This window comes from Myxococcus sp. XM-1-1-1 (assembly GCF_020037095.1).
Lineage (GTDB): Bacteria > Myxococcota > Myxococcia > Myxococcales > Myxococcaceae > Myxococcus > Myxococcus fulvus.
The window spans coordinates 415821-441580 of the sequence record NZ_JAIQDH010000002.1 but is presented as its reverse complement, the minus strand read 5'-3'; the positions used below and the strand labels follow the sequence as shown (position 1 = coordinate 441580).

Below are 25760 nucleotides of genomic sequence, written 5' to 3'. Positions count from 1 at the left end.
TCGCGGGCCGCGAGCCCGTCGACCCCGCCCGCCCCGGCCTCGTGCCCGGGCGGGCGTCGTCTTTCAGGGGCACGTGAGGTCAGCCCGGGAGCTCGCCGCGCAGCTCGTACGTCTCCAGGCGCGTGCGGGCGCCCGCCTTCCGCAGGGCCGCCACCAGGGGCTCGTTGTCCGTCATCACCACGCCCATCGACTGACGCGCGGGCCCCACGCGGGCGAAGGCGTCCTCCAGGAGCGCGCGGGCATGCGCGAGGGACACCGCGAAGAAGGGATAGAGCACCGCGCCGCCGGAGCGCAGGTCCATCAGCCCCAGCAGCTCCGTGCCCCGCGTCAGCTTCCAGAGCTGGTGCGAGGCCAGTGACGAGAAGCGCGCGAGCTTGCCCGGAATCATCCCGAAGGCCTCCGTCAGCGGCGCCCAATCCGACGACTCCACGGGCGACACGCGCGGGCCCCGGGGCGCCTCCGGCAACGCGGCCACGTGGGCCCGCGTCACCTCCAGGTCCGTGGCCTGCCGCGCGCGCCGCATCCCCAGCGAGCCATACAGCTCCAGGGCCGGCATGTTGTCGCGCACCACCGTGAGGGACCAGTGCTGGCAGCCCTGCGCGCGGAAGCGCTCGGCCGTCCTCAGCATCATCCACCGCCCCAGCCCCTGACGACGCGCCTCGGGCGCCACCACGAGCTGGCCCACGTACCCCATGACGCCCAGCGCCTCGGTGGACGTGTACCCCACCACCCCACCCGGCCCCTCCACCAGGAAGGTGCGAGCTGCCAGCTCCTGCTCCCACATGGACGCTGGCGGCGGAGGGTCCTCCAGCCCCAGCTCCGCGAACAGCCTGACGTACGTCGGGTAATCGTCGGCGCGTCCGGGCCGCTGCACCCACGGACACGGCCCCACATCCACCGTCATCGGCCTGCCTCCGGTTAGAAGGAGCGATACCGACGCGAGCCTGACTCAACGTCCGACGGCACAAAAGAAGGCGGCCCGACACTCCAGGGGAGGGTCGGGCCGCGGGTCTTCTGAAGGTGACTCACCGGAAGTGCTGAAGGGGTGGGGGGGAACCGCCTTCAGCCTCGCTTCGATGTGTCCCGCGTGAACCTATAGCAGTCGCCGTGCCAGACCCCGATTTGAGACAAACTCCAGTTTTCTCAGGCACTTAGAGGTCTGCCCAACATTGGCCCACCCCGGCGATTGCATTTCAGCCCTGCAATCGGCTTTCAGAACTGAAAATCTCCAATGAGTCCGGGCGGTTGTGTTTTTCACCGATGAACCCCGTTCATTTCGGATCTGAATCCACGGGTGCGCAAAAGTTACACGTCCAACTCCACCCTACTCCCGACCCACCTCGTTGGGCGGCCGGAGGTTGAGGCGCTTCATCTTGCGCCACAGGGTGGTGGAGGAGACGCCCAGCTCGTCGGCGACGCGGGCCAGGTCCACGCCGTGGCGCTCCAGGGACTGGGCGATGGCGCGGCGCTCGGCGTCCTCGACCACCTGGGCCAGGGTGGGCCCCGCGCTGGTCCCAGGGGGCAGGCTGCCCGGGCCGTCCAGGGTGCCCAGGGAGTGGGTGCCGGCGACGGGCGTCAGGCGGGCCTGGCGCAGGGGGAAGTCCTCGGGCAGCAGCTCGTCGCTCTCCGAGAGCGCGGCGGCCTGTTCGACCAGGTTCTCCAGCTCGCGCACGTTGCCGGGGAAGTCGTAGCTCATCAGGTGCGTCACCGCGGCGGCGGACAGGCGCCGGGGGTTGGGGCTGCGGGCGTTGGCGCGCCCCAGGAAGTGCTCGGCGAGCGCGGGCACGTCATCCAGCCGCTCGCGCAGGGGCGGCACGCGCAGCGTCACCACGTTGAGGCGGTAGTAGAGGTCCTGGCGGAAGCGCTTCTCGCGCACCTCCTGCTCGATGTCGCGGTTGGTGGCCGCCACGGTGCGCACGTCCACGCGCAGCGCGGTGGACTCGCCCACGCGGCGCACCTCGCCCTCCTGCAGCGCGCGCAGGAGCTTCGACTGGAAGGTGGGGCTGGTCTCCGTCACCTCGTCGATGAAGAGGGTGCCGCCGTCGGCCTCCTCGAACAGGCCCCGGCGGGCCTTCACCGCGCCGGTGAAGGCGCCCTTCGCGTGGCCGAACAGCTCGCTCTCCAGCAACGTCTCGCTGATGGCCGCGCAGTTGACGGGCACGAAGGAGCGCCCCTTGCGGCGGCTGTGCGCGTGGAGCGCGCGCGCCACCAGCTCCTTGCCCGTGCCGCTCTCGCCCTGGATGAGCACCGTGGCGTCGCTCTGCGCCACGCGCATCAGCCGCGACGTGAGGTCCCTCATGGCGGCGCTGCGCCCCACCAGCGCGGACAGGCCGTGGCGCTCGTTGAAGTCCGTGGCCAGGTTGTCCACGTCGCGCAAGAGGCGCGCGCGCTCCAGGGCGCGCTCCACGCGGTAGCGCAGCTCGCTCTCCTTGAACGGCTTGGTGACGTAGTCGTACGCGCCCAGCCGCATGGCCTCCACCGCGCTCTCGATGGAGCCGAAGGCCGTCATCATGATGACCTGCAGCCGAGGGGCCACCTCCAGCGCGCGCCGGAGCAGCGTGAGCCCGTCCATGGGCTCCATCTTCAGGTCCGTCAGGAGCAGGTCCATGCTGCCACCGGACAGGTGCGCCAGGGCCTCCTCGCCGGTGCCCGCCTCGAAGACGGTGTAGTGCTCGGCGCGCAGGAGCAGCGCGGTGGTCGCGCGCATGTTGCGCTGGTCGTCCACGACGAGGATGCGTCCGCGGGACGGCGGGAGGTTCGCGTCGGTCATGGGAAGGACGGGGGCTGCGAGAGGGGAAGCCGGAAGGTGAAGGTGGTACCGCGACCGGGGGTGCTGTCCACGGCGATTTCGCCGCGGTGCTCCTCGAGGATTCGTTTCACGACAGCCAGCCCCAGGCCGGTGCCCTGGGCCTTGGTGGTGAAGAAGGGCTCGAAGACGCGGTGGAGCAGCTCGGCGGGAATCCCCGGCCCCTGGTCCGCCACGTCGATGCGCAGCTGCTCGCGGCCCGCGTGGGCCTCGCGGCGCGCGCGCACCTGCACCAGCCCCCCTTGCGGCATGGACTGGATGGCGTTGACGGCCACGTTGACCAGCGCCTGGCGGATGAGCCGGCGGTCCATGGGCACGGGCGGCAGCCCCTGCTCCACCTCCGCGTCGATTCGCACCGGCCGGTCCGGCGCCCCCCCCTGCGCGCGCGCCGCCTCCAGCGAGTCCTGGAGCACGCGGCTCAGGTCCTCGTGCTGGAGCACGGGGTCGCGGGGCCGGGTGTAGTCGAGCAAATCACCGACCATGCGGTTGAGGCGGTCGCTCTCCTCGCCCAGGATGTCCAGCAGCATGGCCGCGTCGCCGGAGGGCTCCAGCAGCCGGCGCAGCGAGGCCACCGCGTTGAAGATGACGCCCAGGGGGTTTCGCACCTCGTGGGCGACGATGGCGGACAGCTCGCCCAGCGCGGCCAGCCGCTCGCGCTTCACCATCTCCGCGCGCGTGGCGGCCAGCTCCGCATAGCTGGCCCACAGCGACTCGTACAGGCGCGCGTTGGCAATGGAGAGCGACAGCTGGCCACACGTGGCCTCCGCCAGCTCCACCAGCTCCGGGCTGAACGTCCGCGCGCGGCGCGTGTCGTCCACCAGCACCACGCCGATGAGCTCCTCGCGCGAGGTGAGCGGCAGCGCCAGCAGCGCCTTCTCCCCGAAGCGCTGCACGAGCTGCGGATTGAAGCCGCCGCCGGACGCCTCCACGTCCTCGATGACCACCGGCTTGCGCTCGCGCGCGGCGCGCGCCGCCACGCTGTCACTGGAGAGCGACAACACCACCGTGCGGAAGAAGTCGCGGTGCGCCGCGGAGGCCGCCGCGCCCCGGAGCACCTTCGCGCTCTCGTCGTACAGCATGATGTAGCAGTTGGAGACATCCAGCAGGTGGACGAGGAAGTCCGACGCCACGTCGAGGATGCTCGAGGTCTCCAGCACGCCCGATGTCGTCCGGGCCAGGTCCAGGAGCAGCCGCGTCTCGGTGAGCTGGCGCGCGGACTCCGAGCGCAGCCGGCGCTGCTCGAGCAGCGTCATCAGCAGCTCCGACAGCGTCCCCAACAGCCGCACGTCCCGCGCGTCGAAGGGCCGGTCCGGCGCGCGCAGCACCTGGAGCACGCCGCACACCTCACCGCCCCGCGCCAGCCGCACCGCCGCGCCGCTGCCCAACGTGCCCTGCGAGGCCTCACGCAGCGCTCGCGCCTGCGCCTCGCTGGTGAGGTCGCCATCCAGCGCGTCCGGCACCGAGCCGCCCATCACCCCACCCAGCCGCGCCACGTCGCCGCCCGGGCCCACCACCTCCGTCAGGCCCACGTGGGCCGACAGCACCAGCGGCCCCTCCGTGCCCCGGGTCAGGTGCAGCGCCGCGGCCTCGGACAGCAGCAACTCCGACACGCGCGAGAGAAAGTCCTCGGGCGTGGGCGGAATCGGCCGCGCCACGAAGCGCGCCATCTCCGCGACGGCCCCCACCTCCCACCGGCTGCGCGTGCTGTCCGACTGCACGCGCGCGTCCGTCAGCGCCGCGCCCACCACCTTCGCGAAGAGCGTCAGCACCGAGCCATGCCGGGGCGCCACCCACGGGCCCTCCACGCGCAGGACCTCCACCTGGGGGCCTCCGACGGGCAGGTACACGTGCGTGGGCGAGGCCCGCTCGGCGCCGCCGAACACGGGGCGCCCGTCCGACAGCGCCTCCAGCCCCAGGGCGACGTCCGGCGGCGGAGCACCGCCATCCAGCGCGTTGAGCCGCAGGCCATCCCAGCGCAGCAGCCGCACCCGGAAGCCCGCGGCCTCCAGGCCCTTGAGGGCCACCCGGCGCACCGCGTCCTCGGAGTGCGCGGACACCAGGCTCGCGGAGGTCTCCACCAGCCGCTCCGCCATGGACAGCTCGGGGGGCTTGTCCGTCAGCGGCAGCAGGTTGAGCAGCAGCACGTGCCGCCCGTCCTCCAGCACGATGCGGGACGCGTAGAGGGCGACCTCGCGCGTGACGCCGTCGGCCGAGGGCACCTGGTAGACCTGCGTCCTCGCCTCCATGGCCCCGCCGGACTCCACCAGGCGGTAGCGCTCGATGAGCCGGCTGCGCTCCTCGGGCTGGACGAAGTCCATCACGGAGCGCCCCTCCACCCGCTCGCGGGGCAGTCCCAAGAGCGCGAGGTAGGCGTCATTGGCCGCGGACACACGCCCGTCCACCACCGCGAGCACGGGGTTGCCGAAGGGCTCGATGAGGGCGCGCAGCGACGCCTCGCTGTAGTGGCTGGTGCTCATCCGCGACGCAGAACCCGCTTCTCGCCCACCCGGAGCGTCACCTTCTCCCGGTCGAAGTACTCGGACAGAGGGATGACGAACTTGCGGCTCTGTCCCACCAATTCCTTGAAGGACTGGGTGGTAATGTCCTTCTTCTCGCGCAGGTGGGCAACCAGCCGTTCCTTCAAGGCCTCCAGACAGCCCGCGTCGAAGCACAGCTCCTCGCTGACGCGCACCACCTTGCCCTCGGCCACCAGGAGCTTCAGCAGCTCGCGCAGGCGGGGCGCCGGGAGCTGGAGCTTCTGGGACAGCTCGCCCTCGGTGGGCGGCGCCAGGCCCGCGGCGGACAGCTCCGCGGCGAGCCGCGCTCGCGCCGCCTCGTCCCCCAACGACAGCGCGCGTCCACGCCCCTTCAGGCGGACCAGGTCCCGCTCGACCTCCAGCTTCCCGGCGTCCCCCAGCCCCTGCAACACCCGCTGGAAGGCCCTCGCATCCAACTCACCGGACAGCCGCTGGCGGAGCTCCTCGCGGGACAGCCCCTCACGCAAGGGCTCACGCTCATGGAAGGCCGCCAGCACCGCGAGCGCCCGACCTTGCAACCCCTCGAGCACTTCTCCGGACAGGTACAGCCGGCTCTCCCGGTCCAACAGCACCACCGCGCCCCGGGCGCCCAGGAGCTCCAGCGCGCGCGTGAGCACCTTGGGCCCCAAGGCCGAGCGGCCGAACAGCGCCTGCTGCGTGAGCCCCGCATAGCCCGCCTGCCGGAGCAGCCACGCCACCTGCCCCGCCGGGTCCGCCTCGCGCAGCGGCGCCACGATGGACGCGCCGCCCTTGCGGCGCCTCGGCGGGGAAATCGACAGCACGCGCCCGCCCGCCACCGTCGCGCCCCGCCCCGGCAGCGCGCGTGAGCCCCGGAGGATGAAGCGCTGCCCCACGAGCGCGGCCACGGGTGCGTCCAGGCGCAGCTGCGCGAGCGTCGTCTCACCGGGCTCCAGGCGCTCCACGTCCAGCAGCGCCACCGTGGCCTCCACCTGCGCGGTGCCCAGGTGCAAGAGCAGCTTGCGACGGCGCGGCAGCGGAGACGGCGCGGAGGGCAGCAGCGTCAGCTCCACGTCGAGCATGCGCGTCTCGGGCAGCTCTCCGGCGCGCGTCAGCACCTGCCCGCGGTGGAGCGCCTCCGGCTCCACGCCCGGCAGGTTCACCGCGGCGCGCTGGCCCGCCTCCACCCGAGTCACCGCCCGGCCATGCTGCTGCACCCCGCGCACGCGCAGCGGCCCGGGCGTGCCCGGCAGGAGCGACACCGCGTCGTCCACCGCCACCGTGCCCGACAGCAGCGTGCCCGTCACCACCGTGCCGAAGCCCTTGAGCGTGAACACGCGGTCCACCGGCAGGAAGGTCGGCCCCTCCGAGGGACGCTTCCCCAGCGAGCCCACGGCCCGGGTGAGCGCCGCGCGCAGCGCCGCGAGCCCTTCGCCCGTGCGCACGGAGCACGGCACCACGGGCGCGCCCTCCAGGAACGAGCCCGCGGTGAGCGCGGCGAGGTCGGCCTCCACCAGCGCGCGCCACTCGGGCCCGGGCTCCGCCAGCAGGTCCGACTTGGTGAGCGCGACGACGCCAGCGCGAACACCCAGCAGCCGGCAGATGTCCAGGTGCTCGCGCGTCTGGGGCATCACGCCCTCGTCCGACGCGACCACCAGCACCGCCAGGTCCACGCCGCCCGCGCCCGCGGCCATCGCCTTCACGAAGCGCTCATGGCCGGGCACGTCGACCACGCCCGCCACCGTGCCGTCATCCAGCGTCAGGTGCGCGAAGCCCAGCTCCAGGGTGATGCCCCGGCGCTTCTCCTCCTGGAGCCGGTCCGTGTCGATGCCGGTGAGGGCCTTCACCAACGACGTCTTGCCGTGGTCGATGTGGCCCGCCGTGCCGACAATCATCGCATCACCGCGGGACGGCTCAGGCGCCCGCCTTGTCCGGGTCCTCGTCGAAGCGCGCGTCACCGGTGCCGGGCGCGTAGTCCCACGGGAAGACGACGAGCGCCCCCGTGGAGATGCCCGCGAACTGGGGCGCGTACGCGTCCGGCTTCACCACCAGGCACGCCGTGGACACCTTCTTCGCCCCCGCCTCGCGCGCCAGGGCCATGGCCAGCTCCAGCGTGTCTCCGCTGGACGCCACGTCGTCGACGATGAGCACGCGCTTGCCCTTCAGCTCGCGCGGCATCTCGTTCGCGGGCTTCGGTCCACCCCGCGGGTGCGCCTTGTCACCGCGGTCCCTGCTGCGGCGGCTGATGCGCACCGGGAAGAACGCGCACCCGAGCGCCGACGCCAGCGCGCCGCCCACGAACACGCCGCCGTGCGCCACGCCCACCACGGCCTCGGGCTGGAAGGACTCGCGGATGTCGTGGGCCATCTGCTGCACGGCGCGGTCCAGCTGCGCCCAGGACAGCTCGCGCAGCACGCCCGCGGTGCGCTTGCGCGACTGGTCCTTGCCCGTGGGCTGACGGGGGGCCTCGGCTTGCGGGGCCAGGACCATGTCCGTCGGGATGGAGACCAGCTTCTGCGCCTGCGCGCGCGCGGCCGCGGACGGCGACGCGGCGCGAGACTTCGCGGGGGCCTTCTTCGACGACGAAGGCTTCGGGGAGGATTTCGCGGTGGGCTTGCGCTTGCCCTGGGCCTTGGGCCCGGGTGCTGCCCGCTTGGTGGCCACGGCGGTGAGCTCCGGCTGAAGTGCGGCCCCGTCATACCCCGAGGCGCGCGCCCTGGCCACATCCCCGCTCACGTCCCCACCACCTCATGGACACACGAGGCGGTGGGGCCCTCACGGCCCTCAGGCCTGGAGCTTCTCCTCCACCATCCGGTCCGCGACCTGCTCGGGGCGCAGGCCCGACTCCTTCGCGCGCCGCAGCACCGTGTCGATGGTGTCGAAGATGTTCGCCGCCCGGGCGTACGCCTTCTCCCGGTCATACCCCGCCCACTCCTGGGCGACGTTGATGAGGCCGCCCGCGTTGGCCGCGTAGTCGGGCACGTACAGGATGCCCCGGCTGGCCAGCTGCTCGCCGTGGCGCATGGTGAGCAGCTGATTGTTGGCTGCTCCACACACCGCCTTCACCTTGAGCAGGGGCAGCGTGGTGTCGTTGATGGCGCCGCCCAGCGCGCACGGGGCGTACACGTCCGCCTCCATGCGGTGCAGGGTGTCCGCGTCCACCGCCGTGGCGCCGTACTGCTTCACCGCGTGCTCCACGCTGGCCGCGTTGATGTCGCTGACGAAAATCTGGGCGCCGCGCTCGTGCAGCTCCTTCACCAGGTACATGCCCACGTGGCCCACGCCCAGCACGGTGACGCGCAGGCCCTTGAGGTCCGCGCTGCCGAAGACGTGCTTGGCCGTGGCCTCCATGGCGCGCGCCACGCCGTACGCCGTGACGGGCGACGGGTCTCCGCTGCGCTCCTTCAGGCCGACGACGTTCTTCGTGTGCTTGCGCACGTGCTCCATATCGTCGGTGCTGGTGCCGCTGTCCTCGGTGGTGATGTAGCGGCCGCCGAGCGACTCCACCGCGCGACCGAAGGACTCGAACAGCTTCGGCCGGTCGAAGTTGCCGCGGGGCAGCATGATGACCGCCTTGCCACCTCCGTGCGGCAGGCCCGCGAGCGCCGCCTTGTACGTCATCCCGCGCGCCAGCCGGAGCGCGTCCGCGACGGCCTCCTCCTCGCTGGTGTACGTGGACAAGGCACGCGTGCCACCCAGCCCAGGGCCGAGTCGCGTGTTGTGCATTCCGACGATGGCGCGAAGTCCCGTGCGGGAATCGCTGAGCAGGTGGACGGCCTCGTAGCCGCCTTCGAGCAGTTGCGTGAAGTAACTCATGGCGCGCGGCCTCTACCGAGGCCACGCACCCAAGTCAAACCGAGCCGCTCTCCAACATGCGCCGAATTTCATCTCCTGGAATGACATAGCGCGTCGTGCAGAATTGACACGTTGCTTCAGCCTGCCCTTCCTTCTCCAGCAGGTCCTGGAGCTCCTCGCGCCCCATGGCGAGCAGCGCGCGCTTCACGCGGTCCTCGCTGCACGAGCAGCCGAAGCGCAACGGATAGCGGGCCATCACCTCGAAGTCCGCCTCCGGCAGCAGCGCCCGCAGCACCGCGGACGCACCCGCGGGGGCATGGGCCCGAAGGGCGCCTTCGGCGTCACGACGCAGCCGCTCACCGAGCGCCTGGAAGACCTCCAGGTCGGCGTTGGGCAAGGGTTGGACGAGCAGGCCCGCGACGATGCCCAGGGACTCCGGCTTGCCGCCCACCTCGGCGGGCAGCTGCGCGAGCACCACATGCGAGGGGAGCTGGTCGGACTGGTGGAAGTAGCGCTCCAGGTCGCCCGCCAGGTCGAAGCGCTCCAGCTCCACCGAGGAGCGGTAGTGCTCACCGCCGCCCAAATCGCGCAGGACGGAGAGGAAGCCCTTGTTCCCCAGCACGGGACGCCAGTGGTACTGGTCGTCACTGCCCGTGTACTCCACGAGCGTGTTCTTCACGTAGCCCCGCACCAGGCCGGACGTGTCGCCGTCCACGAAGAGGCCCCTCAAGGGGCCGTCGCACTCGAGCTGGAGGTTGACGCGGGAGTCGCCCTTCTGGAGGGCGCCCAGCAGGGCGGCGGCGGTGAGGGACTGGGACAGGAGCGCCGCGGCGGCCGGGGCGGTGTGGTGGGTGGCCCGGGCCTGGCGGGACAGCTGCGTGGTGAGGGCCAGCACCACGCGGACATCGGACTTCTTCAGCAATCCACTGACGAGCTCATCGGACATGACAGGGCGAGTAGCGTGCCCGAGCCCGGCGTGCCCGCCAACGTCAGAAGGCGGACGCCCCGTCGCATGCCGGCCCGGCAGCAGGCCCGGCCGGGGTGACGCATAAGTCCAGGCTTATGCCTCCATGCGCGAAGGCTGGGATGCGCATGTGCGGAAGAAATCCAGCGTCGTGGCCGGAACGGCTATAAACCGCCGACCGACAGTCAGTCACCTGACCTTGAGCTGGGGCGCGGCCACCTGCCCGCGCGCCATCGCTGGAGAAACGATGAGCACCCAGGCCGCCACCGCCGACGCCGTTGCAACGAAGACTCCGCTCCTCAAGTCCCGCCTGGGCTCGTTCCTCGCGGTGGTGCCCCTGAGCTTCTGGGTCGTCAACCACCTGTGGGACAACCTGTCCGCCTTCAATGGCGGTGACGCGTGGCAGAAGTCCGTCACCACGTACTCCAACCCGTATGCCCAGGCGCTCACGTTCATCATCGTGATGCTGCCGCTGCTGTTCCACACGGGCTGGGGCCTGGTGCGGCTCTTCAGCTTCCGGCCCAACAACAACCGCTACAACAACTACGGCAACTTCAAGTACATCCTCCAGCGCGTCAGCGCCCTGGGCGTGCTCGCGTTCCTGGGCGCCCACATCTGGCTGGCCTTCCTGCGCCCGCGCCTGATGCTGGGTCACCCGGAGATGTTCGAGGACATCGCCCGGGAGATGCACTTCCACGGCCCCACGCTCGTCGTCTACCTGCTGGGCACGCTCGGCACGGCGTACCACCTGGCCAACGGCCTCCAGGGCTTCGCGATGGGCTGGGGCCTGCTGGGCTCCGAGCGCGCCATGCGCCGCTTCGAGCCGGTCTCCATCCTCATCTTCCTGCTGCTGACGGCGATGAGCTGGAGCGCCATCTACGCGCTGTACCAGGCGGGCGGGGCCCTCGGGCCCGCGGGCCACTAGGCCTTCCTGTGTCACCGGGCACTCCGAGAGGAGTGCCCTCCTCACGGTCCACACGTCTCGAAAAGCACACCGGCCGCCCCCGAGTCCTTCCGGGGAGCGGCCGGTTTGCTTCTGGGGTGTCCGACCGGAGCGGCCGGAGTCCCGACACGGCTCAGAACGGGATGTCGTCCTCGTTGTTGCCGCCGCCGCCACCGCCCATGCCGTCATCCATCGGAGGCGGCTGGCCGTAGTCGTTGTTGTCGCCGCCGCGCGGCTGCGAGCCGAAGTTCCGGCGCCCGCCACCACCGCCGCCGCTGCCCATGTTGTCCCCGGCGTCACGGCCGCCCAGGAACGTCACCGCGTTGGCCACGACCTCGGTCGTGTAGTTCTTGCGGTTCTCCTTGTCGGTCCACTCACGCGTCTGCAGGCGGCCCTCGACGTAGCACTGCCGTCCCTTCTTCAGGTACTCGCCGCAGAGCTCCGCGAGCTTTCCCCAGACGACGATGCGGTGCCACTCGGTCCGCTCCTGCTTCTGGCCGTTCTTGTCGGTCCAGCTCTCGCTGGTCGCGATGCGGAAGTTCGCGACCGCCTGACCTCCCGGGGTGAACCGCACTTCGGGGTCCGCGCCCAGGTTGCCGATGAGGATGACCTTGTTCACGCCTCCTGCCATGACTGCTCCCTCTTCTTTTTCGTCGAGTTCCCCCCCACCACGGGGGGGAAATAGGCCCACCGGGCATCAGCCCTGGCAGGTTGCCTTCCACGTATAGCAGTGCGCCCTGACATTTCCAGAAGGCGGACCGCGGCACGGGGCCCGCCCGGGCGACAGCGCACCAGGCGGGCAGACAGGACCTGACGGGTGCGGGACGGGCCCACCCGGGCGCGAACCCGAAGCCCCAGTGCACCCAGGACCGCACACGAGGCGAACCAGGGCGTGGGTACGCCCCGAGCGTCGCGCGGCGAAGCCCGCCTTGAATCACGCCCAGGGGACACCCGCACGGCGATGCCCCTCGGTTAAACGAGGCTCGGGATGAGCTGAGGCGGGCTCGCCGCCCGCTTCGATGCGGTGCACGCGCGACAGCACGCAAAGCCCCCGCATCCAGGTGCGTCGCGGCAGGGAATCGCCGCCCGGATGCAGCTCAAAGATGCGAGCCCCGGCCCCGGAAGGCCACCCGCCCGGCGCCTTCCGGTACGACGGCCCGCGGTGGCGCGACGCTCGCTACCCGCCCGGGTGCGTCTCGGCGGTGCGGGCCTCGGGGGCGCTGCCCTGGGGCTTCGAGGACGCCGGAGGCGGATTGCCCGCCGGAGCCACCACCTGCACCGGCGCGCCTTCCACCGGGCGGGCCTTGGCCTCCGCCACCTTCTGCGACAGCGTCGAGTCCAGGCCCTTGGCGAACGTCGCCACCTGCGGATCCGCCGCGCCCACCAGCTTGCGCAGCGATTTCCAGAACGGATGGTCCGACTGGCCCGTCTGCACCAGCGCCCGGGCCAGCAGCGTCGTGGACGCCTCGCGGTCCGAGGTCGACGCCGCGCGCAGCGCCACCACCAGCTCCTCCGGCGCCGTGCGAGCCACCTCCCCCAGGGCCACCGACATCTCGCCCTGCGCGGTGGCATCCGCGCCCGTGGCGCCCGCGAGCTCCAGCACCCGCGCCAGCGCCTCCGTGTTCCCACCGGCCGCCAGCTCCACCATGCTCGTGACGCCCGGCACCTCCACCGCCAGCACCCGCGCCACCTCCCTCAGCCGGCCATACACGTCGCTGCCCGCCGAGTAGCTGTCCAGCAACGTGCGCGCGCCCAGGTAGTCGTGCGGGTTGGACTGGTACAGGCCCTCCGCCAGCACCGCGCGCACCGCCGGGTCCCTCTCGCTGCGCCACGCCGTGCGCAGGAAGCCCAGGTTGCGCGGATCCCTCTGACGGCCCAGCTCCAGGTACGTCTTCACGCGCGAGGCCACGTCCCCAATCGCGCCCGCCGCCTTGCCACCGTCCGCCAGCGACGCCACCGCGCTCGAGGGCCCCAGGCTGGAGCCCGTGGCCGCCACCGCCGCGCCCAGCGCGTCCAGCCCCGCGACGATGGGCCCGGCCCGGCCCGCGAAGTCGTTCACCATCATCGAGAACGAGAAGCGCTCGCCGCCCGCGCTCGTCACGTAGCCGCTCAGCGCGGACACCCCCTCCAGCGTGCCCGTCTTCGCGCGCAGCCGGCCCACCGCGTCGCTGCCCTCGAAGCGGTACTTGAGCGTGCCGTCCTTGCCCGCGATGGGCACCGAGGACAGGTACTCCGGCGCGAACGGGAAGCGCTCATACATGTAGCGCAGGAGCTTGTTGAGCTGCGTGGCCGAGAAGCGGTTCGCGTCGTTCAACCCGCTGCCGTTCTTCATCACGTACGTGCCGCGCTGGATGCCCACGTCGCGCTCGAGGAACTGCTCCACCACCTCCACGCCCTTGGTGAAGGTGCCCGGCTGGCCCCGCCCCTCGGCGCCCATCGTCTTGAGCAGCTGCTCGGCGACGAAGTTGCTGGAGAGCTTGTTGAGCCGCTTGAGCAGCACGTCGAACGTGTCCGACTGCGCCACGTACACCGCCCGGGCACGCGACGGCGTCGCCCCCGCGCGCACCTTCCCCTTCGCCTTGACGCCCCGCGTGTTCAGGAGCTGCTTGAGCGTCTGGCCGAAGTACATGGGCGGGTTGTCGATCTTCTTCCAGACACTCACCGCGCCGCCGCGCTCGGGCGGCACCTGCCCGCGCACGACAATCTTCTGCTGCGGCCCCACCGGGTCCGACGTCACCGACACCCGCCGCGCCCGGCGCGCTCCCGTGGAGAGCTGGTTGTCGACGATGAAGTAGTCGCTGGGCGGCTCCATCTCCACCACGCCCTTGGCGCCCGCGCTCGCGCCGGGCCGCAGGTAGATGGCCGCCGCGTTCCAGTTGAGGCTCAGCGCGCCCGTGGGCGCCATGTACGCCCGGTCCGAGTCCTCCTGGTCATACCCGGGCGGCGTGCGCTCGGCGTCGAACCACGAGTCGTCCACGACGATTTCGCCCACCTCGCGCACGCCCACGTGCCACAGCTCCGACACCATGCCCCACAGCCGCTCGGTGGTGACGGACGGGTCGCCCTTGCCGCGCACGTAGAGCGTCTTCACCTTGCCGTCCGCGCCCAGCTCCGGGTCCACGAGGAACTCCGTCTCGTAGCGGAACTCCGGCCCGAGCGTCGCCAGCGCCGCCGCGGACGTGACGAGCTTCACGTTGGACGCGGGGTTGAGCAGCTCGTCCGCGTTGTGGGTGAACACCACCGCGCCGTCATCCAGGCTCTGCATGTGCACGCCCACCCGGCTCACCTTGAGCGGGGCACGCTGGAGCACCTCGAGCAGCGCCGCGCGCAACGCCTCGCGGTCCGCGCGCTTCTCGGCGGAGGGCGGCGCCGCCAGGGCACCGGGGGGAAGCAGCAGGGAAACGATGGCCGTCGCGGCCAAGAGGTGTCTGGCTCGAAGAACCTGCACGCACGCTCCGGGGAAGTCGGCGGCCATTATGGTGAATCGCGTGAAACCACGGCAAGGGAGAGGGGGTGCGGGAGTCCACGGCTGGGCGCTCGCTCTACCGCCAAGAACAATTTGGCCGCCCTGGCATGTGGACTTCTTTTCATAATCCAAGGGCGCAAGATGCCACGCGCCCCTGACAGTCGTCGGTGGACAATCGGCCCTGGGAGGAAAGTTCGATGCGTGCGGTGGTGCAGCGGGTGCTGGAAGCGTCGGTGACGGTGGACGGGCAGAAGGTGAGCGACATCGGCCCGGGGCTGCTGGTGCTCCTGGGCGTGGGCAAGGGCGACACCGAGGCGGACGTGGCCTGGATGGTGGAGAAGCTCGCCACGCTGCGCATCTTCGAGGACGCGGGCGGCAAGATGAACCTGTCGCTGGAGGACACCTCGCGGCAGCTCATCGTCGTCAGCCAGTTCACGCTCTACGGCGACGCGCGCAAGGGCCGGCGCCCCAGCTTCATCGACGCCATGGAGCCTGGCGTGGCCAAGGCCCTGTACGAGAAGGCCTGTGAGGGCCTGCGTCAGCGCGGCCTGTCCGTGGGCACCGGCATCTTCGCCGCGGACATGAAGGTGGCGCTCGTCAACGACGGGCCCGTCACGCTCCTGTTGGAGAGCCCCGGGAGCACCGCCGCCGCCACGCCCAAGGCCTAGATGCGGACGGAGGTGCCCTTGGTGACGAGCGCCGCGAGGCCCTGCTTCGCCAGCGCCGCCTGACGGATGTGGCCGGTGAGCGCGCCCAGCTCGCGAATCCAGTTCGCCGCGCGCGGCCCCAGCCCGGAGAAGGCCACCGTCAGCGGCGGCGGTTGTGCCTGCTTGCCCAGCCAGTAGGCGAGCACCTCGTCACGCTCCGGCAACGACGGCAGCTTCATGCGCTCCTGCTCGCGCGTGAGCAGCCGCTCCAGCTTGCGCGGCAGGTTCACCTGCCAGTGCGCCACCGCGCGCGCCGGGCGCCAGGCCCAGTCCGCGAAGGCGAAGCGCTCGTTGGGGAAGTACTCGCCCCGGCCCTGGGTGACGAAGACGCGGTCCGGGGGGAACTCCGGGAAGGGGTCCCACTGCCCCGCCAGCAGCGAGGCCAGCCCCACGTCCGCCAGCGGACGCAGGCGGAAGCCGTCGCGCACCTCGCGGGACGTGCGGTTGTCCCAGTAGGGGTAGTGGGCCTCCTCCAGCATCAGCGCCAGGTGCAGCGCCTCGTCCCAGGCGTCCGCGTACCCCGCGTGGCGAGGGTCCACCTCCCAGCCCATGGGCCCCGTCCTCCACGGCTGGAAGGCGAGCCGGTCCACCAGGTCCGCCCAGGGGTCCGCGTCCACCGAGCCCAGGCCGCCGGGCACTGACGTCGCCAGCATGCGCTCGCACAGCATGCGCGACTGGCCGTCCCCCAGCTGCTCCATCAGCGACTCCAGGGCCCCGCTGGCGTCGCCCATGGCGCGCGTGAGGAACGGGAGCACCTGCTCATGGAAGAACGCGTCGTTGATGGGCCGCAGCACCACGTCCATGGTGTCCCCCCGGCCCGGCGCTCAGGGCCGGGCGTCTTCCTGGATGATGAGCGCGTGGATTTCCGCGGTCGTGGGCGCCTCGAGGATGGCGGCCCGGAAGCGGGGGTTCTTGAAGAGCCGGGAGATGCGGGCCAGGGCCTTCAGGTGCACGCCGGCGCTGTTCTCCGGGGCCACCAGGGCGAAGAACAGGTGGGTGGGCTTGCCGTCGATGGCCTCGAAGTCCACGCCCGCGCGGGACACGCCGAAGGCCGCCTGCAGCTGCGTCATGCCCGGCAGCTTGCCGTGGGGGATGGCCACCCCCTCGCCGATGCCGGTGCTGCCCAGCTTCTCGCGCTCGCGCAGCACCTCCACCAGCCGCTCCTCCAGGAGCGGGGGGTGGGCCCGGGCCAACGTGGCGCTCAGCTCGCGCAACACCTCCTGCTTCGTCCGCGACTGCATGTCCGCGATGACGGCTTGGGGGCTGAGGAACTCGGCGATTCTCACTGACGCTCCCGCGCTGGCGCTCCTGAGATGGCGGCAATTACTCCTCACCCTCGATTCGCGCAAGGGTCGCCTGTCGTCCCGGCGCCACCCCCGCTCACTGCGCGTCAGGGACCGGGACCACGGGCCGCCCCCATGTCTCCCCGCCCCGCCGTCCCCCAGGGGACGATATGCCCTCCCCCAGCGTCCGTTTCCTTCAGTGAACCACGACAGCAAACGAAAAGGGGAGCGACCGCCATGAAGCGAACGCTGTGCTCGAGCCTTGTCCTCTCGCTGCTGGCCACCGGCTGCGCCACGACCGGTGTCCAGGGCTCCGCGCTGGGAGACGCCGCCGAGGAGTCCCTGCTCCTGCGGGGAGACGCCATCACCGGCCCCACCTCCACGCTGAGCATCTCCGACAACAGCATGCACGGGCGCTACCGCCGCCACCCCGTGGCGCTCCAGTGGGACTACCAGTTGCTCACGGGCTCGGTGGCCCAGCAGGGCACGCGGCTGGAACTGGCCGAGGGGGACGACACCCGCGTCTGGGGCACCTTCGGCGGCCAGCCGGTGGACCTCACCGAGGACGGCACGTGGCTGCATGGCCGGGTGGGCAGCTGCGTCTACCTCCTGAAACGGGAGGCGGAGGCGCTCTCGGGCATGCGCGAGTGCGGGGGAGCGCGCGAGACGGACATCGTCGTGGCCTTCCCCTCCGCCATCCACTCGCGCCCGCTGGGTGAGCGGGCCGCGCTGATGACGCTGGCGCTCGTCAACGTCCGGGCCCCCGCCGTCACCACGCCCGTGGCCGTCTCCACCGGCGTGTTCACCGACCTGCGCAACGCGCAGGGGATGTCCAGTTGCAAGAAGGGCTACTGACGGCCCCTCCCAGCCAGGGCCGAGGCGCGCTCCATCTCCCGGGGGAGAGATGGGGCGCGTCGTTTTTACCGGAAGCCCCCCGCGATATGCGCGGTGGGCCCAGGCGTTCTTGGGGATGGATGCGCCAGCCGCCCTACCCGGGCGGTTGGGGGGACACCGACAAGGCCGTGGCCGACCGCGAGCCTCGTGGGAAGCAGCATCCGTGAAGGACCGACGACGCTCCCGTCATCGACTGGATGGGAGCGTCCGCGCTCCGCCTCCTCGAGGGGGGTGGCGGAGCGCGACGCTTCCTTCAGGCCCTCGCCTCAGGTGCCGGCGGCCGCGGCCAGCGCGGGCGGCTCGTGGGGCTCGATGAGGCCGTACTGGCCATCCTTGCGCCGGTAGACGATGCCCAGCGCGTCCGACTCCACGTTGTGGAACACGTAGAAGTCGTTGTTCATCAGGTTCATCTGCATCACCGCCTCGTCCACCGACAGCGGCTTGACGGTGAGCTGGGTGGAGCTCACCACGCGCGTCGTGGCGGCCACGGGGGTCGCGGGCGGGGCGGCGGCGAGCTTCGGCGCGGGCGTGTCCACCGTGGACTGCTCGGCGATGTCCGCCAGCTCCTCCGCGTCCGGCACCTCGAAGACGGCGTGACGCACCTTCAGGTGGTTCACCAGGTCCTGACGGTGGTGGACGCGCTCCTTTCCGTGATGCGTCTTGAGCTTGTCGCGGTAGCGGCGCAGCTGTCGTTCGATCTTGTCCATCGCCAGGTCGATGGACGCGTACATGTCACTGCTCTTGTCGCGCCCGCGGAGCACCCAGGCGCCTGAGTGGACGGTGATGTCCGCGTGGTGGATGTGGTTGGCTTCCAACCACAGGACGACGTGTGCCTCTCCTGCTCTATCCAACAGCTTGTTCACCCGCTCGACCTTCTCGCGTGCGTACTCCTTGAGGGAATCCGACGCCCCGAACTGACGGAAGGTGATGTTGAACTGCATGCGTGGCTGCCTCCTAGGGTGAGGGGAGCTGCGTGACAGATCAGAAACGTTCTGCCCCCGGGAAAGCAACCCGTCCCCCCAGGTTGACTCTTCCCAAGCGCACCTGCCGTCCGGGGCCTGACAACACGCCGTGACTGGTGCTCGGACCTGCGGGGCACCAGACTCTTCAACCCCTCGGAATCAGGCGGTGCGCCGCCGCACGGACAACGGCGCACCGGGTAGCTCGGGACACGGGCTCAGGCGAGCAGCCTTCCTCCGGTGACACCCAACACCTCCGCGTTCACGAAGCGCGATTCATCCGAGGCGAGGAACACGTAGGACGGCGCCAGCTCCGCCGGCTGCGCGGGGCGGCCCATGGGCGAGTCCTCGCCGAACGTCGACACCTGCTTGCCATCGAAGGACTGCGGAATCAGCGGCGTCCACACGGGGCCGGGCGCCACGGCGTTGACGCGGATGCCGCGCTCGATGAGCTGCTGCGCCAGGCCCTTGGTGAAGGTGACGATGGCGCCCTTCGTGGTGGCGTAGTCGAGCAGCGGCGGCGTGGGTTGATACGCCTGGATGGAGGCGGTGTTGATGATGGTGCCGCCGGCCTTCATGTGCGGCAGCGCGTAGCGCACCAGGTGGAACATCGCGAGGATGTTGACGCGGAACGTGCGCTCCACGCGCTCGGCGTCCAGCTCCTCGAACCTCTCCACCGCCTTGCCCTGGAAGGCCGCGTTGTTGACGAGCACGTCGATGCGACCGAAGCGCTTCACCGTCGCCTCCACGAGCTCGCGGCACTTCGCCTCCACCGCCAGGTCCCCGGGCAACAGCAGCGCCGAGCGCCCCGCGTCCTCCACCACGCGTTGCACCTGTCGGGCGTCGTCCCCCTCGCTCAAGTAGGAGACGGCCACGTCGGCGCCCTCGCGCGCGAAGGCCAGGCACACGGCCCTGCCAATGCCGCTGTCGCCACCGGTGACGAGCGCCACGCGGTCCTTCAGCCGCCCCAGTCCCTTGTAGGACTGCTCGCCGTAGTCCGGCTCCGGCGACATCCGCCCCTCCTTGCCCGGAGGGGCTTGAGTCTGCTCGGGGAAGGGAGGCTTGGGGCCCGCCTCACGCGGGTCGGGGTTCTTCTGGGCCATGGCTGCGGTCCGTTCAGGGGAAAGAGGGTCCCTGCACGGTGGCGTCCGAGGCCGGCCACGACAACCGGGCGAAGCGGGCTCACGTGCCCGCCCGCCCCGGAGGGATGCGAGCGGAGGGCTACTGCACCGAGACGACCTGCTCCTCGGAGTGGAAATAGGTGCCCGAGCAGCTCGTCACGCCCGTGCACTCCAGCACCTCGCCCTGGACCTGGCCCCTGACGGTGAGCAGGTGCGTGGCGGCGCCCAGGTTGGGCGGCACGGTGAAGGTGATGCGGCCCCCGTCGCGCGTGGTGGTGAGCGTCGCGGTGACGGCGCTGCCCTCCGCCAGCAGCGTGGCGCCGGCGGACTCGAGCTTCTCGGTCGACGGCATCCACTGGTACGAATAGGACTGGCCCCGGAGCAGCCGCTGCACGTCGGACACGCCGTCGAAGGAGCGCTTGGCCTGGGCCTCCTTCATGACGACGGTGATGGTGGTGCCGGAGCCGTCCTGGAAGACGACGCGCGCATCGGTGGGCGGCAGCGCGGCCCACTCATCCGGGGCGTAGTCGAAGAAGGCGCGCGTGGGCAGGCACAGGTCGCGGCCCGCGGTGCCATCCACCCCGCCCCGCTCCACCTGCATCGGCTCGCCGTTGAACGTCGCCGTGACGCCCTCGTTCAACCGCGTGCAGACGTCCCCTCCCGCCTGGGAGAAGGTGACGGTGACGCGATGTGAGCCCGCGGCCTGCTCGCCCTCGAACAGGTCCACGTCCACGTGCGTGTACAGGAGCGTGCGGCCGGACAGCCCCGCCAGGTCCACGTCCTGCTCCTTCAGCGAGGAGCCACAACCGGCCGCGAGGAGCCCGAGCGCGGCCAGGACACCCGACACCACGCCACCACGGAAACGAGAGGAAGAGTGCATACGGGCCGCACCTATACCGCCCGCGCCCGCCCGACGGGAGCACCAACGGCATGACGCCGTTGCCTTTCCCACCCCGGACCGAGGCCCGCCTGCTCGCTAGCCCTCCTTCTGGAGCATCCCCGAGAGCCGGGCCTTCACATCCGGCCACTCGGTGTCGATGACGGAGTAGTAGGCGCTGTCGCGCACCACCCCACCCCGCACCAGGACGTGGTGGCGGAGGATTCCCTCGAACTTCGCGCCCAGCCGCTCAATCGCGGCGCGCGAGCGCGTGTTGCGCTGGTCCGTCTTGAGCTGCACGCGCATGACGCCCAGCGACTCGAAGGCGAGTTGGAGCAGCAGGAACTTGCACTCGGTGTTGACGCGCGTGCGCCACACCCTGCGCCCCAGCCACGTCCAGCCGATCTCCAGCGTGCGGCTGTCGCGCTGGATGTCCAGGTAGCTGGTGGAGCCCACCGGCGTGCCCGTCGCCTTCTCGAGGATGACGAAGGGGCGCTCGGTGCCCTTCTCCGCGCCGCGCAGGCGGTCCGCGATGAAGCGCTCCACGTCCGCGAGCGTGCGCGGCACCACGGTGAAGTACGTGAAGAGCTCGTCCTCGCACAGCGCGGCGAGGGCCGGGGCGTGCTCGAGCGACAAGGGCTCCAGGCGCACCGCGCGGCCTTCGAGGACGACGGGGGGAACGACCAGCGGCAGGGGCTCCCTCCAGGGGAGCCCCTCGTCCGACGGAAGCAGCGGGACAGGGGCGCTCATGAGGTGCCCACTGTCCGTCGGCGCGTCCCCACGCGCCAAGAGCCACTTGTCGCGGGCTCAGTAGTACCGCTTGCGCTTGCTGCTCGGGAGGATGCCCAGCACCTCGCGGTACTTGGCCACCGTGCGGCGGGCAATCTCGGTGCCCTGCGAGCGCAAGAGCTCGACGATCTTCTGGTCCGAGTACGGGTTGCGCGCGTCCTCCTGCGCGACGAGCTGCTTGATGTGGTGCTTCACCGCCTCGCTGGCGGTGTCCTCGCCGGACACGCGGGCGATGGACGAGTTGAAGAAGTACTTCAGCTCGAAGATGCCCTGCGGCGTGTGCACGTACTTGCTCGTCGTCACGCGGCTCACCGTGGACTCGTGCATGCCGATGTCCTCGGCCACGTCGCGCAGGATGAGGGGCTTCAGGTGCGCGATGCCCTTGTCCAGGAAGTCGCGCTGGAACTTCACGATGCTCTCGGTGACCTTGTAGATGGTCCGCTGCCGCTGGTGGATGGAGCGGATGAGCCACACCGCGCTGCGCAGCTTGTCCTGGATGAAGTCCTTCGTCTGGCCGGGGCCCACCGCGCCCGTCTTCAGCGCGTTCCGGTAGGTGCCGGAGATGCGCAGCTTCGACAGGCCGTCGTCGTTGAGCACCACCGTGTACTCGTCCCCCATCTTGTAGACGAAGACGTCGGGGGTGATGTACTGCGCGTCGTCCCCGCTGAAGTTGCGGCCCGGCTTCGGGTCCAGCTTGGGGAGCAGCTTCACCGCCTCCACCACCTCTTCCAAGGTGACCTTCAGGTCCTTGGCGATGGCGGGCAGGTTCTTGCTCTCCAGGTACTTCATGTGCCGCTTGATGATGAGGCCCAACAGCGGCGCCTGCGGCTCCTTCATCCCCTGCAGCTGGATGAGCAGGCACTCCTGCAAGTCGCGAGCGCCGCAGCCGCGCGGCTCCAGCATCTGGATGCGACGCAGGGTGCGCTCGGCGATGTGCATCGGCACGTCCGCCTCGTTGGCCAGGCGGATGAGCGGGTCTCCCTCGATGTCCGGCAGCTTGAGGTAGCCGTCGTCATCCAGGTTGCCCAGGATGAGCATCGCGATGCGGCGCTCGGCGTCGTTCAGGCGCAGCGTGCCCAGCTGCTCCTGGATGTGGTCGACCAGGTCCTCCTTCTTGACCAGGTTCGCCTCGAACGACGGCAGGTCGTCCGTGGCCACGTTGCCCTTGTTGGACGCCGTGGTGGGCTCGTTGAACTGGTAGCTGTTGAGGTACTGCTCCCAGTCGATCTCCGGGGGCCCGTCCCCGTCCGCCTTGAACTCCGGGGCGTTGTCCCCGGAGGCCGACGGCAGCTCCACGTCGCGCGGAATCTCGACGTTGTCCGCCTCCAGCGACGCCTCTCCGGGCTCCTTGTCCCCCACGTCGCCCGGTGCCTGCTCGTCCGGCTGCTCCAGGAGTGGATTCTGATCCATCTCCTCGCGGACCTGCTCCAGCAGCTCCATCCGGGAGAGCTGAAGCAGCTTGATGGCCTGCTGCAGCTGCGGCGTCATCACCAGCTGCTGCGCAAGCTTCAGGCTTTGTTTGAGTTCCATCGCCATGAGACAGGGTCTCCCCGAGTGATTCAGCCCCTACACGACACGGGACCAATCAAAGACCGTGCCAACGTAACAAGGCCCCCTGACGGCGTCTAGTGCCCGAATCGTGGTCCCTCGCTTGCATATTCAAAATTCCACAAGGAAACCAAGAGCTTGCACGCACTGAGCGTGACTGGGCCTTGTTGACCTGTCGACGCAAAAGCGAGGCCAACCGGAGTCTATGCACTCGGTTGGCCGCTTGCCAGTCGTCCCTCAAAGCGGCTGCTGGAGGCGGAACCGCTCCCCCAGGTAGACGGCGCGCGCGCGGGGCGAGGCGGCGATCTCCGCGGGGGTGCCCTCCTCGAGGATCTGCCCTTGTGTGATGATGTAGGCCCTATCACAGATGCCCAGGGTGTCCTGGACGTTGTGGTCGGTGATGAGGACGCCCAGGCCCCGCTCGCGCAGCAGGAAGATCTGCCGCTGGAGGTCGCCCACGTTGATGGGGTCCACGCCGGCGAAGGGCTCGTCGAAGAGGATGAAGCGCGGCTGGGGCAAGAGGCTCCGGGCAATCTCGGCGCGGCGGCGCTCACCGCCGGAGAGGGTGCCGCCCAGGGACTCCGCGACGTGGGAGAGGCCGAACTCCTCCAGGATGGCGCTGGCGCGGGCCTCGCGGGCCTTCTTGTCCAGGCCCTTCTGCAGCTCCAGCACGGACAGGAAGTTGTCGCGCACGGTGAGCTTGCGGAACACGGAGGCTTCCTGGGGCAGGTAGCCCACGCCCCGGCGCGCGCGGCGGTGCATGGGCAGGTGCGTGAGGTCCTCGTCGCCCACACGCACGCGGCCCGCGTCGGGCGTCACCAGGCCCACCACCATGTTGAAGCTGGTCGTCTTGCCGGCGCCGTTGGGGCCCAGCAGGCCCACCACCTCGCCCGGGGACACGGTGAAGGACACGCCGTTGACCACCTGGCGCCCGCGATAGGCCTTCTTGAGCCCCTCCGCGTACAGCTTCGCGTCGCTCATCGCGGCGCCGCCTCCGGGGCCACGGGGGCCGTGCGAGCGGGCGCGGGCGCGGCCTTGCGCTTGGGGGACGAGGGGGCCGACGGCGGCGACTCGAAGATGATGACGGCGTTCTCCACCTCGAGCTTCTCGCTGCCCAGCGTGAGGCGGACCTTCGTCCCTCGCATGTACGTGGTCCCCTGGCGCGCCTCCGGGGTGCCGGTGACGACGAGCACGCCCGAGGCGACGTCGTACTCGGCGCGCTCGCCGCGGGCCATGCGGTCGCCGTCCACCGCGTGCACGCCGCCGGTGCACACCACGCGCGTCACCACGCGGGGCGGCGCGAAGTAGGCGGTCATCCGGTCGCACTTCAAATCCAGGGTGCGGTGCTTCACCTTCACGTTGCCGGTGAGCGTGGCCTGCGACTTGCCGCCCTCGATGAGGTCGGCGTTGATCTGCACCGGCTCCTTCAGGTCCACCGGCCCCAGGGGCCCCTGGCCCGGGCTGCCCGCGGCGGCGGCGGCAGGCGTGCCCCCATCCGTGGGCGTGGCGGCGGCGACGGCGGGCACCGGCTGCGCCACGAAGAAGGCCATCACGAGGAACTCAATCACGCCCTGATTCTCCCAGCACGGTCTCCACCGAGCCTTCGAAGGTGAACGTCTCATCCGGGAAGGACAGCTCGAAGCGGTCCGCCCGCAACCGGTACGCCGGCCCTCGTACCTTCACGCCCTCGTTGCCCCGCGCGCCCTTCTCCACGGCGTCGTAGGTCAACCGCGGCGTCTCCACCACCATGCCCTCGCCCGTGCGCACCACCACGCCGCCGGACGCCACCAGCTGCTTGGACGCGAGGCTGCCCTCCATATTCGGGGCGCTGATGTCCAGGCCCTTCTCGGTGCCCACCGACATGCCCTGCTCGGGGGTGCCCGGGGGGATGCGCAAGGTCGCGTTCGTGGCCTGCACGTCGCCGCCGGAGCGCTGGTACGTCAGCGACTCGGCGTTGCCCGACAGCGTCAGGCGCTCGCCCTCGTAGGACACCAGGCGCGCGCCGCGGAGCACCACCTGCGGCGGAGGCTGCTGGGACGCCCCCTCCGCCGGGCGACGCGGGGAGCACGCCGCGACGAGCAGGCAGAGGGCGAGGAGGCGGACGGGCTCGGAGCGCGACACGAGGGTGCCTTCTATCACCGGGCGGTGGCCGGCGCCGCCCCGGCGAGCAGGGCCTGGGGGGAGGCCTCGACGGGGGGCCGCGTCTTCCAGCGCTGATGCATCCACACCCACTGCTCGGGGGTGCGCCGGATGGCCGCCTCGATTCGCGCCGACAGGGCGGCGGTGAGCGCCAGCGCCGCGGCCTCGCGGTCCTCGACCTCGGGCAGGGGCACGTCCTCCATGACCAGCCGGTAGCCGCCGCCCTCCACGCGGTGACAGAAGCCCGTCACCACCGCCGCGCCCGTGCGCACGGCCAGGTCCGCCGCCGCGCGGGGCGTGGCCGCCAGCTGCCCGAAGAAGGGCACGAAGAGCGACTGCACCTTGGTGTCCTGGTCGATGAGCAGCCCCAGGATTTCACCGGCCCGGAGCGCGCGCAGCATGGCCCGCGCCGCGCCGTCCTGGCCCCGCCAGATGCTGCGCACCCCACCCCGCTCCCGGAAGCGCTCCACCAGCTTCGTCAGGCGCGGGTCCGTGGTCTCCTTCGCGATGCTCTGGCTGGGGTAGCCCGCCCGCGCCACCCGCCGGGCCAACAGCTCCCAGTTGCCCACGTGCCCGGAGATGAAGACCACGCCCTTGCCCTTCGCCAGGGCCGCGTCCAGCACCGCCCGGTCCGCCTCCGGCCATGCCACCAGCGACTCCAGCCCCCGGTCCAGCGCGCCCGTGCAGGCCACCTCCAGCGCCGCGGCGCCCAGGTGACGGAAGGACGCGCGGGCCAGCGCCTGCCGCTGTGCGTCGGACTTCTCCGGAAACGCGGTGCCGAGGGACTTCAGGGCCTTGCGGCGCTCACCGCCCGCAATCGTGTAGGCCCACCCGCCCAGGCGGGAGCCCAGGGCCCGGGCCCACCCCAGGGGGAGGGGTTGAAGGCACAACAGGACCGTCCGGATGAGCAGGTACCGGAGGAAACGTTTCAGGCGCTTTGCTAAGGGTGGACGCTCCACACGTCGCTCCATATC

General features: G+C 71.0%; 23 protein-coding genes. 3 read left to right on the top strand and 20 right to left on the bottom strand.

Annotation, left to right across the window (positions count from 1 at the left end; genetic code table 11):
* Positions 1-79 precede the first annotated feature (79 nt).
* The 7 genes from K8640_RS05810 to K8640_RS05780 all read right to left on the bottom strand — a co-directional run bounded on the left by K8640_RS05810 (position 80) and on the right by K8640_RS05780 (position 10042).
* Positions 80-904, bottom strand: a complete 825-nt coding sequence (locus K8640_RS05810; protein WP_223746158.1) for a GNAT family N-acetyltransferase — start codon at positions 902-904, stop codon at positions 80-82.
* A 420-nt stretch (positions 905-1324) separates the two neighbouring features.
* On the bottom strand, positions 1325-2770 hold the full coding sequence (locus K8640_RS05805) for a sigma-54 dependent transcriptional regulator (RefSeq protein WP_223746157.1): 1446 nt from the start codon (positions 2768-2770) through the stop codon (positions 1325-1327).
* A complete protein-coding gene (locus tag K8640_RS05800; RefSeq protein ID WP_223746156.1) occupies positions 2767-5283 on the bottom strand; it encodes an ATP-binding protein in 2517 nt (838 codons plus the stop codon). The genes K8640_RS05805 and K8640_RS05800 overlap by 4 nt, the downstream gene beginning before the upstream one ends.
* Entirely contained in the window at positions 5280-7196 is a 1917-nt protein-coding gene (gene selB / locus K8640_RS05795; protein WP_223746155.1) for a selenocysteine-specific translation elongation factor, read from the bottom strand. Before selB ends, K8640_RS05800 begins: the two co-directional genes overlap by 4 nt.
* 19 nt (positions 7197-7215) lie before the next feature.
* A complete protein-coding gene (locus tag K8640_RS05790) occupies positions 7216-8037 on the bottom strand; it encodes a phosphoribosyltransferase (RefSeq protein ID WP_223746154.1) in 822 nt (273 codons plus the stop codon).
* Between the two features lie 48 nt (positions 8038-8085).
* Positions 8086-9117, bottom strand: coding sequence for a Glu/Leu/Phe/Val dehydrogenase dimerization domain-containing protein (locus K8640_RS05785; RefSeq protein ID WP_223746153.1), 1032 nt, complete (start codon positions 9115-9117; stop codon positions 8086-8088).
* A gap of 34 nt (positions 9118-9151) precedes the next feature.
* The gene (locus K8640_RS05780) at positions 9152-10042 is read right to left on the bottom strand and encodes an Hsp33 family molecular chaperone HslO (protein ID WP_223746152.1); all 891 of its coding nucleotides are present in this window, start codon (positions 10040-10042) and stop codon (positions 9152-9154) included.
* A 265-nt stretch (positions 10043-10307) separates the two neighbouring features.
* On the opposite strand from K8640_RS05780, the gene K8640_RS05775 reads away from it, so the two are divergent.
* Positions 10308-10985 carry a succinate dehydrogenase gene (locus tag K8640_RS05775; RefSeq protein WP_223746151.1) on the top strand — a complete coding sequence of 226 codons (678 nt, stop codon included), beginning with the start codon at positions 10308-10310 and terminating at the stop codon, positions 10983-10985.
* A 151-nt stretch (positions 10986-11136) separates the two neighbouring features.
* Here K8640_RS05775 and K8640_RS05770 read toward each other — a convergent pair whose 3' ends face one another.
* Together K8640_RS05770 and dacB are read right to left on the bottom strand one after the other, a co-directional pair.
* Positions 11137-11634 (bottom strand): single-stranded DNA-binding protein, encoded by a 498-nt coding sequence (locus K8640_RS05770; RefSeq protein WP_223746150.1) that lies wholly within the window; start codon positions 11632-11634, stop codon positions 11137-11139.
* Between the two features lie 546 nt (positions 11635-12180).
* The gene (dacB, locus tag K8640_RS05765; RefSeq protein WP_223746149.1) at positions 12181-14451 is read right to left on the bottom strand and encodes a D-alanyl-D-alanine carboxypeptidase/D-alanyl-D-alanine-endopeptidase; all 2271 of its coding nucleotides are present in this window, start codon (positions 14449-14451) and stop codon (positions 12181-12183) included.
* Between the two features lie 215 nt (positions 14452-14666).
* Here dacB and dtd point away from each other — a divergent pair, with 215 nt between their 5' ends.
* A complete protein-coding gene (dtd, locus tag K8640_RS05760; protein WP_223746148.1) occupies positions 14667-15137 on the top strand; it encodes a D-aminoacyl-tRNA deacylase in 471 nt (156 codons plus the stop codon).
* On the opposite strand, the gene K8640_RS05755 is transcribed toward dtd, so the two are convergent.
* On the bottom strand, positions 15134-15979 hold the full coding sequence (locus tag K8640_RS05755; protein WP_141324636.1) for a hypothetical protein: 846 nt from the start codon (positions 15977-15979) through the stop codon (positions 15134-15136). The genes dtd and K8640_RS05755 overlap by 4 nt on opposite strands.
* 21 nt (positions 15980-16000) lie before the next feature.
* On the bottom strand, positions 16001-16462 hold the full coding sequence (locus tag K8640_RS05750; protein WP_046711218.1) for a PTS sugar transporter subunit IIA: 462 nt from the start codon (positions 16460-16462) through the stop codon (positions 16001-16003).
* Positions 16463-16696: 234 nt separating this feature from the next.
* Between K8640_RS05750 and K8640_RS05745 the strand changes: the two genes are divergently transcribed.
* Positions 16697-17314, top strand: coding sequence for a hypothetical protein (locus K8640_RS05745; RefSeq protein WP_223746147.1), 618 nt, complete (start codon positions 16697-16699; stop codon positions 17312-17314).
* Positions 17315-17619: 305 nt separating this feature from the next.
* Here the strand turns inward: K8640_RS05745 and hpf are convergent, their stop codons facing one another.
* From hpf to K8640_RS05700, 9 genes are all read right to left on the bottom strand, one after another.
* Positions 17620-18294, bottom strand: coding sequence for a ribosome hibernation-promoting factor, HPF/YfiA family (gene hpf, locus K8640_RS05740; protein ID WP_223746146.1), 675 nt, complete (start codon positions 18292-18294; stop codon positions 17620-17622).
* 236 nt (positions 18295-18530) lie between these two features.
* Positions 18531-19415 carry an SDR family oxidoreductase gene (locus tag K8640_RS05735; protein WP_223746145.1) on the bottom strand — a complete coding sequence of 295 codons (885 nt, stop codon included), beginning with the start codon at positions 19413-19415 and terminating at the stop codon, positions 18531-18533.
* Positions 19416-19533: 118 nt separating this feature from the next.
* Positions 19534-20313, bottom strand: coding sequence for a hypothetical protein (locus K8640_RS05730; protein WP_223746144.1), 780 nt, complete (start codon positions 20311-20313; stop codon positions 19534-19536).
* Between the two features lie 96 nt (positions 20314-20409).
* Positions 20410-21060 (bottom strand): GNAT family N-acetyltransferase, encoded by a 651-nt coding sequence (locus tag K8640_RS05725; protein ID WP_223746143.1) that lies wholly within the window; start codon positions 21058-21060, stop codon positions 20410-20412.
* 57 nt (positions 21061-21117) lie between these two features.
* Positions 21118-22635 (bottom strand): RNA polymerase factor sigma-54, encoded by a 1518-nt coding sequence (gene rpoN / locus K8640_RS05720; RefSeq protein WP_223746142.1) that lies wholly within the window; start codon positions 22633-22635, stop codon positions 21118-21120.
* A 249-nt stretch (positions 22636-22884) separates the two neighbouring features.
* A complete protein-coding gene (lptB, locus tag K8640_RS05715) occupies positions 22885-23628 on the bottom strand; it encodes an LPS export ABC transporter ATP-binding protein (protein WP_046711212.1) in 744 nt (247 codons plus the stop codon).
* Positions 23625-24215 (bottom strand): LptA/OstA family protein, encoded by a 591-nt coding sequence (locus tag K8640_RS05710; protein ID WP_223746141.1) that lies wholly within the window; start codon positions 24213-24215, stop codon positions 23625-23627. Before K8640_RS05710 ends, lptB begins: the two co-directional genes overlap by 4 nt.
* On the bottom strand, positions 24208-24768 hold the full coding sequence (locus K8640_RS05705) for a hypothetical protein (protein WP_223746140.1): 561 nt from the start codon (positions 24766-24768) through the stop codon (positions 24208-24210). Before K8640_RS05705 ends, K8640_RS05710 begins: the two co-directional genes overlap by 8 nt.
* 14 nt (positions 24769-24782) lie before the next feature.
* The gene (locus K8640_RS05700) at positions 24783-25757 is read right to left on the bottom strand and encodes a lysophospholipid acyltransferase family protein (protein ID WP_223746139.1); all 975 of its coding nucleotides are present in this window, start codon (positions 25755-25757) and stop codon (positions 24783-24785) included.
* Positions 25758-25760: the final 3 nt, after the last annotated feature.

What these genes read in the sequence shown, in the direction of transcription:
- K8640_RS05810 (WP_223746158.1), bottom strand. Translation starts at nt 904, where the DNA reads ATGACGGTGGATGTGGGGCCGTGTCCGTGGGTGCAGCGGCCCGGACGC.
- K8640_RS05805 (WP_223746157.1), bottom strand. Translation starts at nt 2,770, where the DNA reads ATGACCGACGCGAACCTCCCGCCGTCCCGCGGACGCATCCTCGTCGTG.
- K8640_RS05800 (WP_223746156.1), bottom strand. Translation starts at nt 5,283, where the DNA reads ATGAGCACCAGCCACTACAGCGAGGCGTCGCTGCGCGCCCTCATCGAG.
- selB (WP_223746155.1), bottom strand. Translation starts at nt 7,196, where the DNA reads ATGATTGTCGGCACGGCGGGCCACATCGACCACGGCAAGACGTCGTTG.
- K8640_RS05785 (WP_223746153.1), bottom strand. Translation starts at nt 9,117, where the DNA reads ATGAGTTACTTCACGCAACTGCTCGAAGGCGGCTACGAGGCCGTCCAC.
- K8640_RS05780 (WP_223746152.1), bottom strand. Translation starts at nt 10,042, where the DNA reads ATGTCCGATGAGCTCGTCAGTGGATTGCTGAAGAAGTCCGATGTCCGC.
- K8640_RS05775 (WP_223746151.1), top strand. Translation starts at nt 10,308, where the DNA reads ATGAGCACCCAGGCCGCCACCGCCGACGCCGTTGCAACGAAGACTCCG.
- K8640_RS05770 (WP_223746150.1), bottom strand. Translation starts at nt 11,634, where the DNA reads ATGGCAGGAGGCGTGAACAAGGTCATCCTCATCGGCAACCTGGGCGCG.
- dtd (WP_223746148.1), top strand. Translation starts at nt 14,667, where the DNA reads ATGCGTGCGGTGGTGCAGCGGGTGCTGGAAGCGTCGGTGACGGTGGAC.
- K8640_RS05755 (WP_141324636.1), bottom strand. Translation starts at nt 15,979, where the DNA reads ATGGACGTGGTGCTGCGGCCCATCAACGACGCGTTCTTCCATGAGCAG.
- K8640_RS05745 (WP_223746147.1), top strand. Translation starts at nt 16,697, where the DNA reads ATGAAGCGAACGCTGTGCTCGAGCCTTGTCCTCTCGCTGCTGGCCACC.
- hpf (WP_223746146.1), bottom strand. Translation starts at nt 18,294, where the DNA reads ATGCAGTTCAACATCACCTTCCGTCAGTTCGGGGCGTCGGATTCCCTC.
- K8640_RS05735 (WP_223746145.1), bottom strand. Translation starts at nt 19,415, where the DNA reads ATGGCCCAGAAGAACCCCGACCCGCGTGAGGCGGGCCCCAAGCCTCCC.
- K8640_RS05730 (WP_223746144.1), bottom strand. Translation starts at nt 20,313, where the DNA reads ATGCACTCTTCCTCTCGTTTCCGTGGTGGCGTGGTGTCGGGTGTCCTG.
- K8640_RS05725 (WP_223746143.1), bottom strand. Translation starts at nt 21,060, where the DNA reads ATGAGCGCCCCTGTCCCGCTGCTTCCGTCGGACGAGGGGCTCCCCTGG.
- rpoN (WP_223746142.1), bottom strand. Translation starts at nt 22,635, where the DNA reads ATGGCGATGGAACTCAAACAAAGCCTGAAGCTTGCGCAGCAGCTGGTG.
- lptB (WP_046711212.1), bottom strand. Translation starts at nt 23,628, where the DNA reads ATGAGCGACGCGAAGCTGTACGCGGAGGGGCTCAAGAAGGCCTATCGC.
- K8640_RS05700 (WP_223746139.1), bottom strand. Translation starts at nt 25,757, where the DNA reads ATGGAGCGACGTGTGGAGCGTCCACCCTTAGCAAAGCGCCTGAAACGT.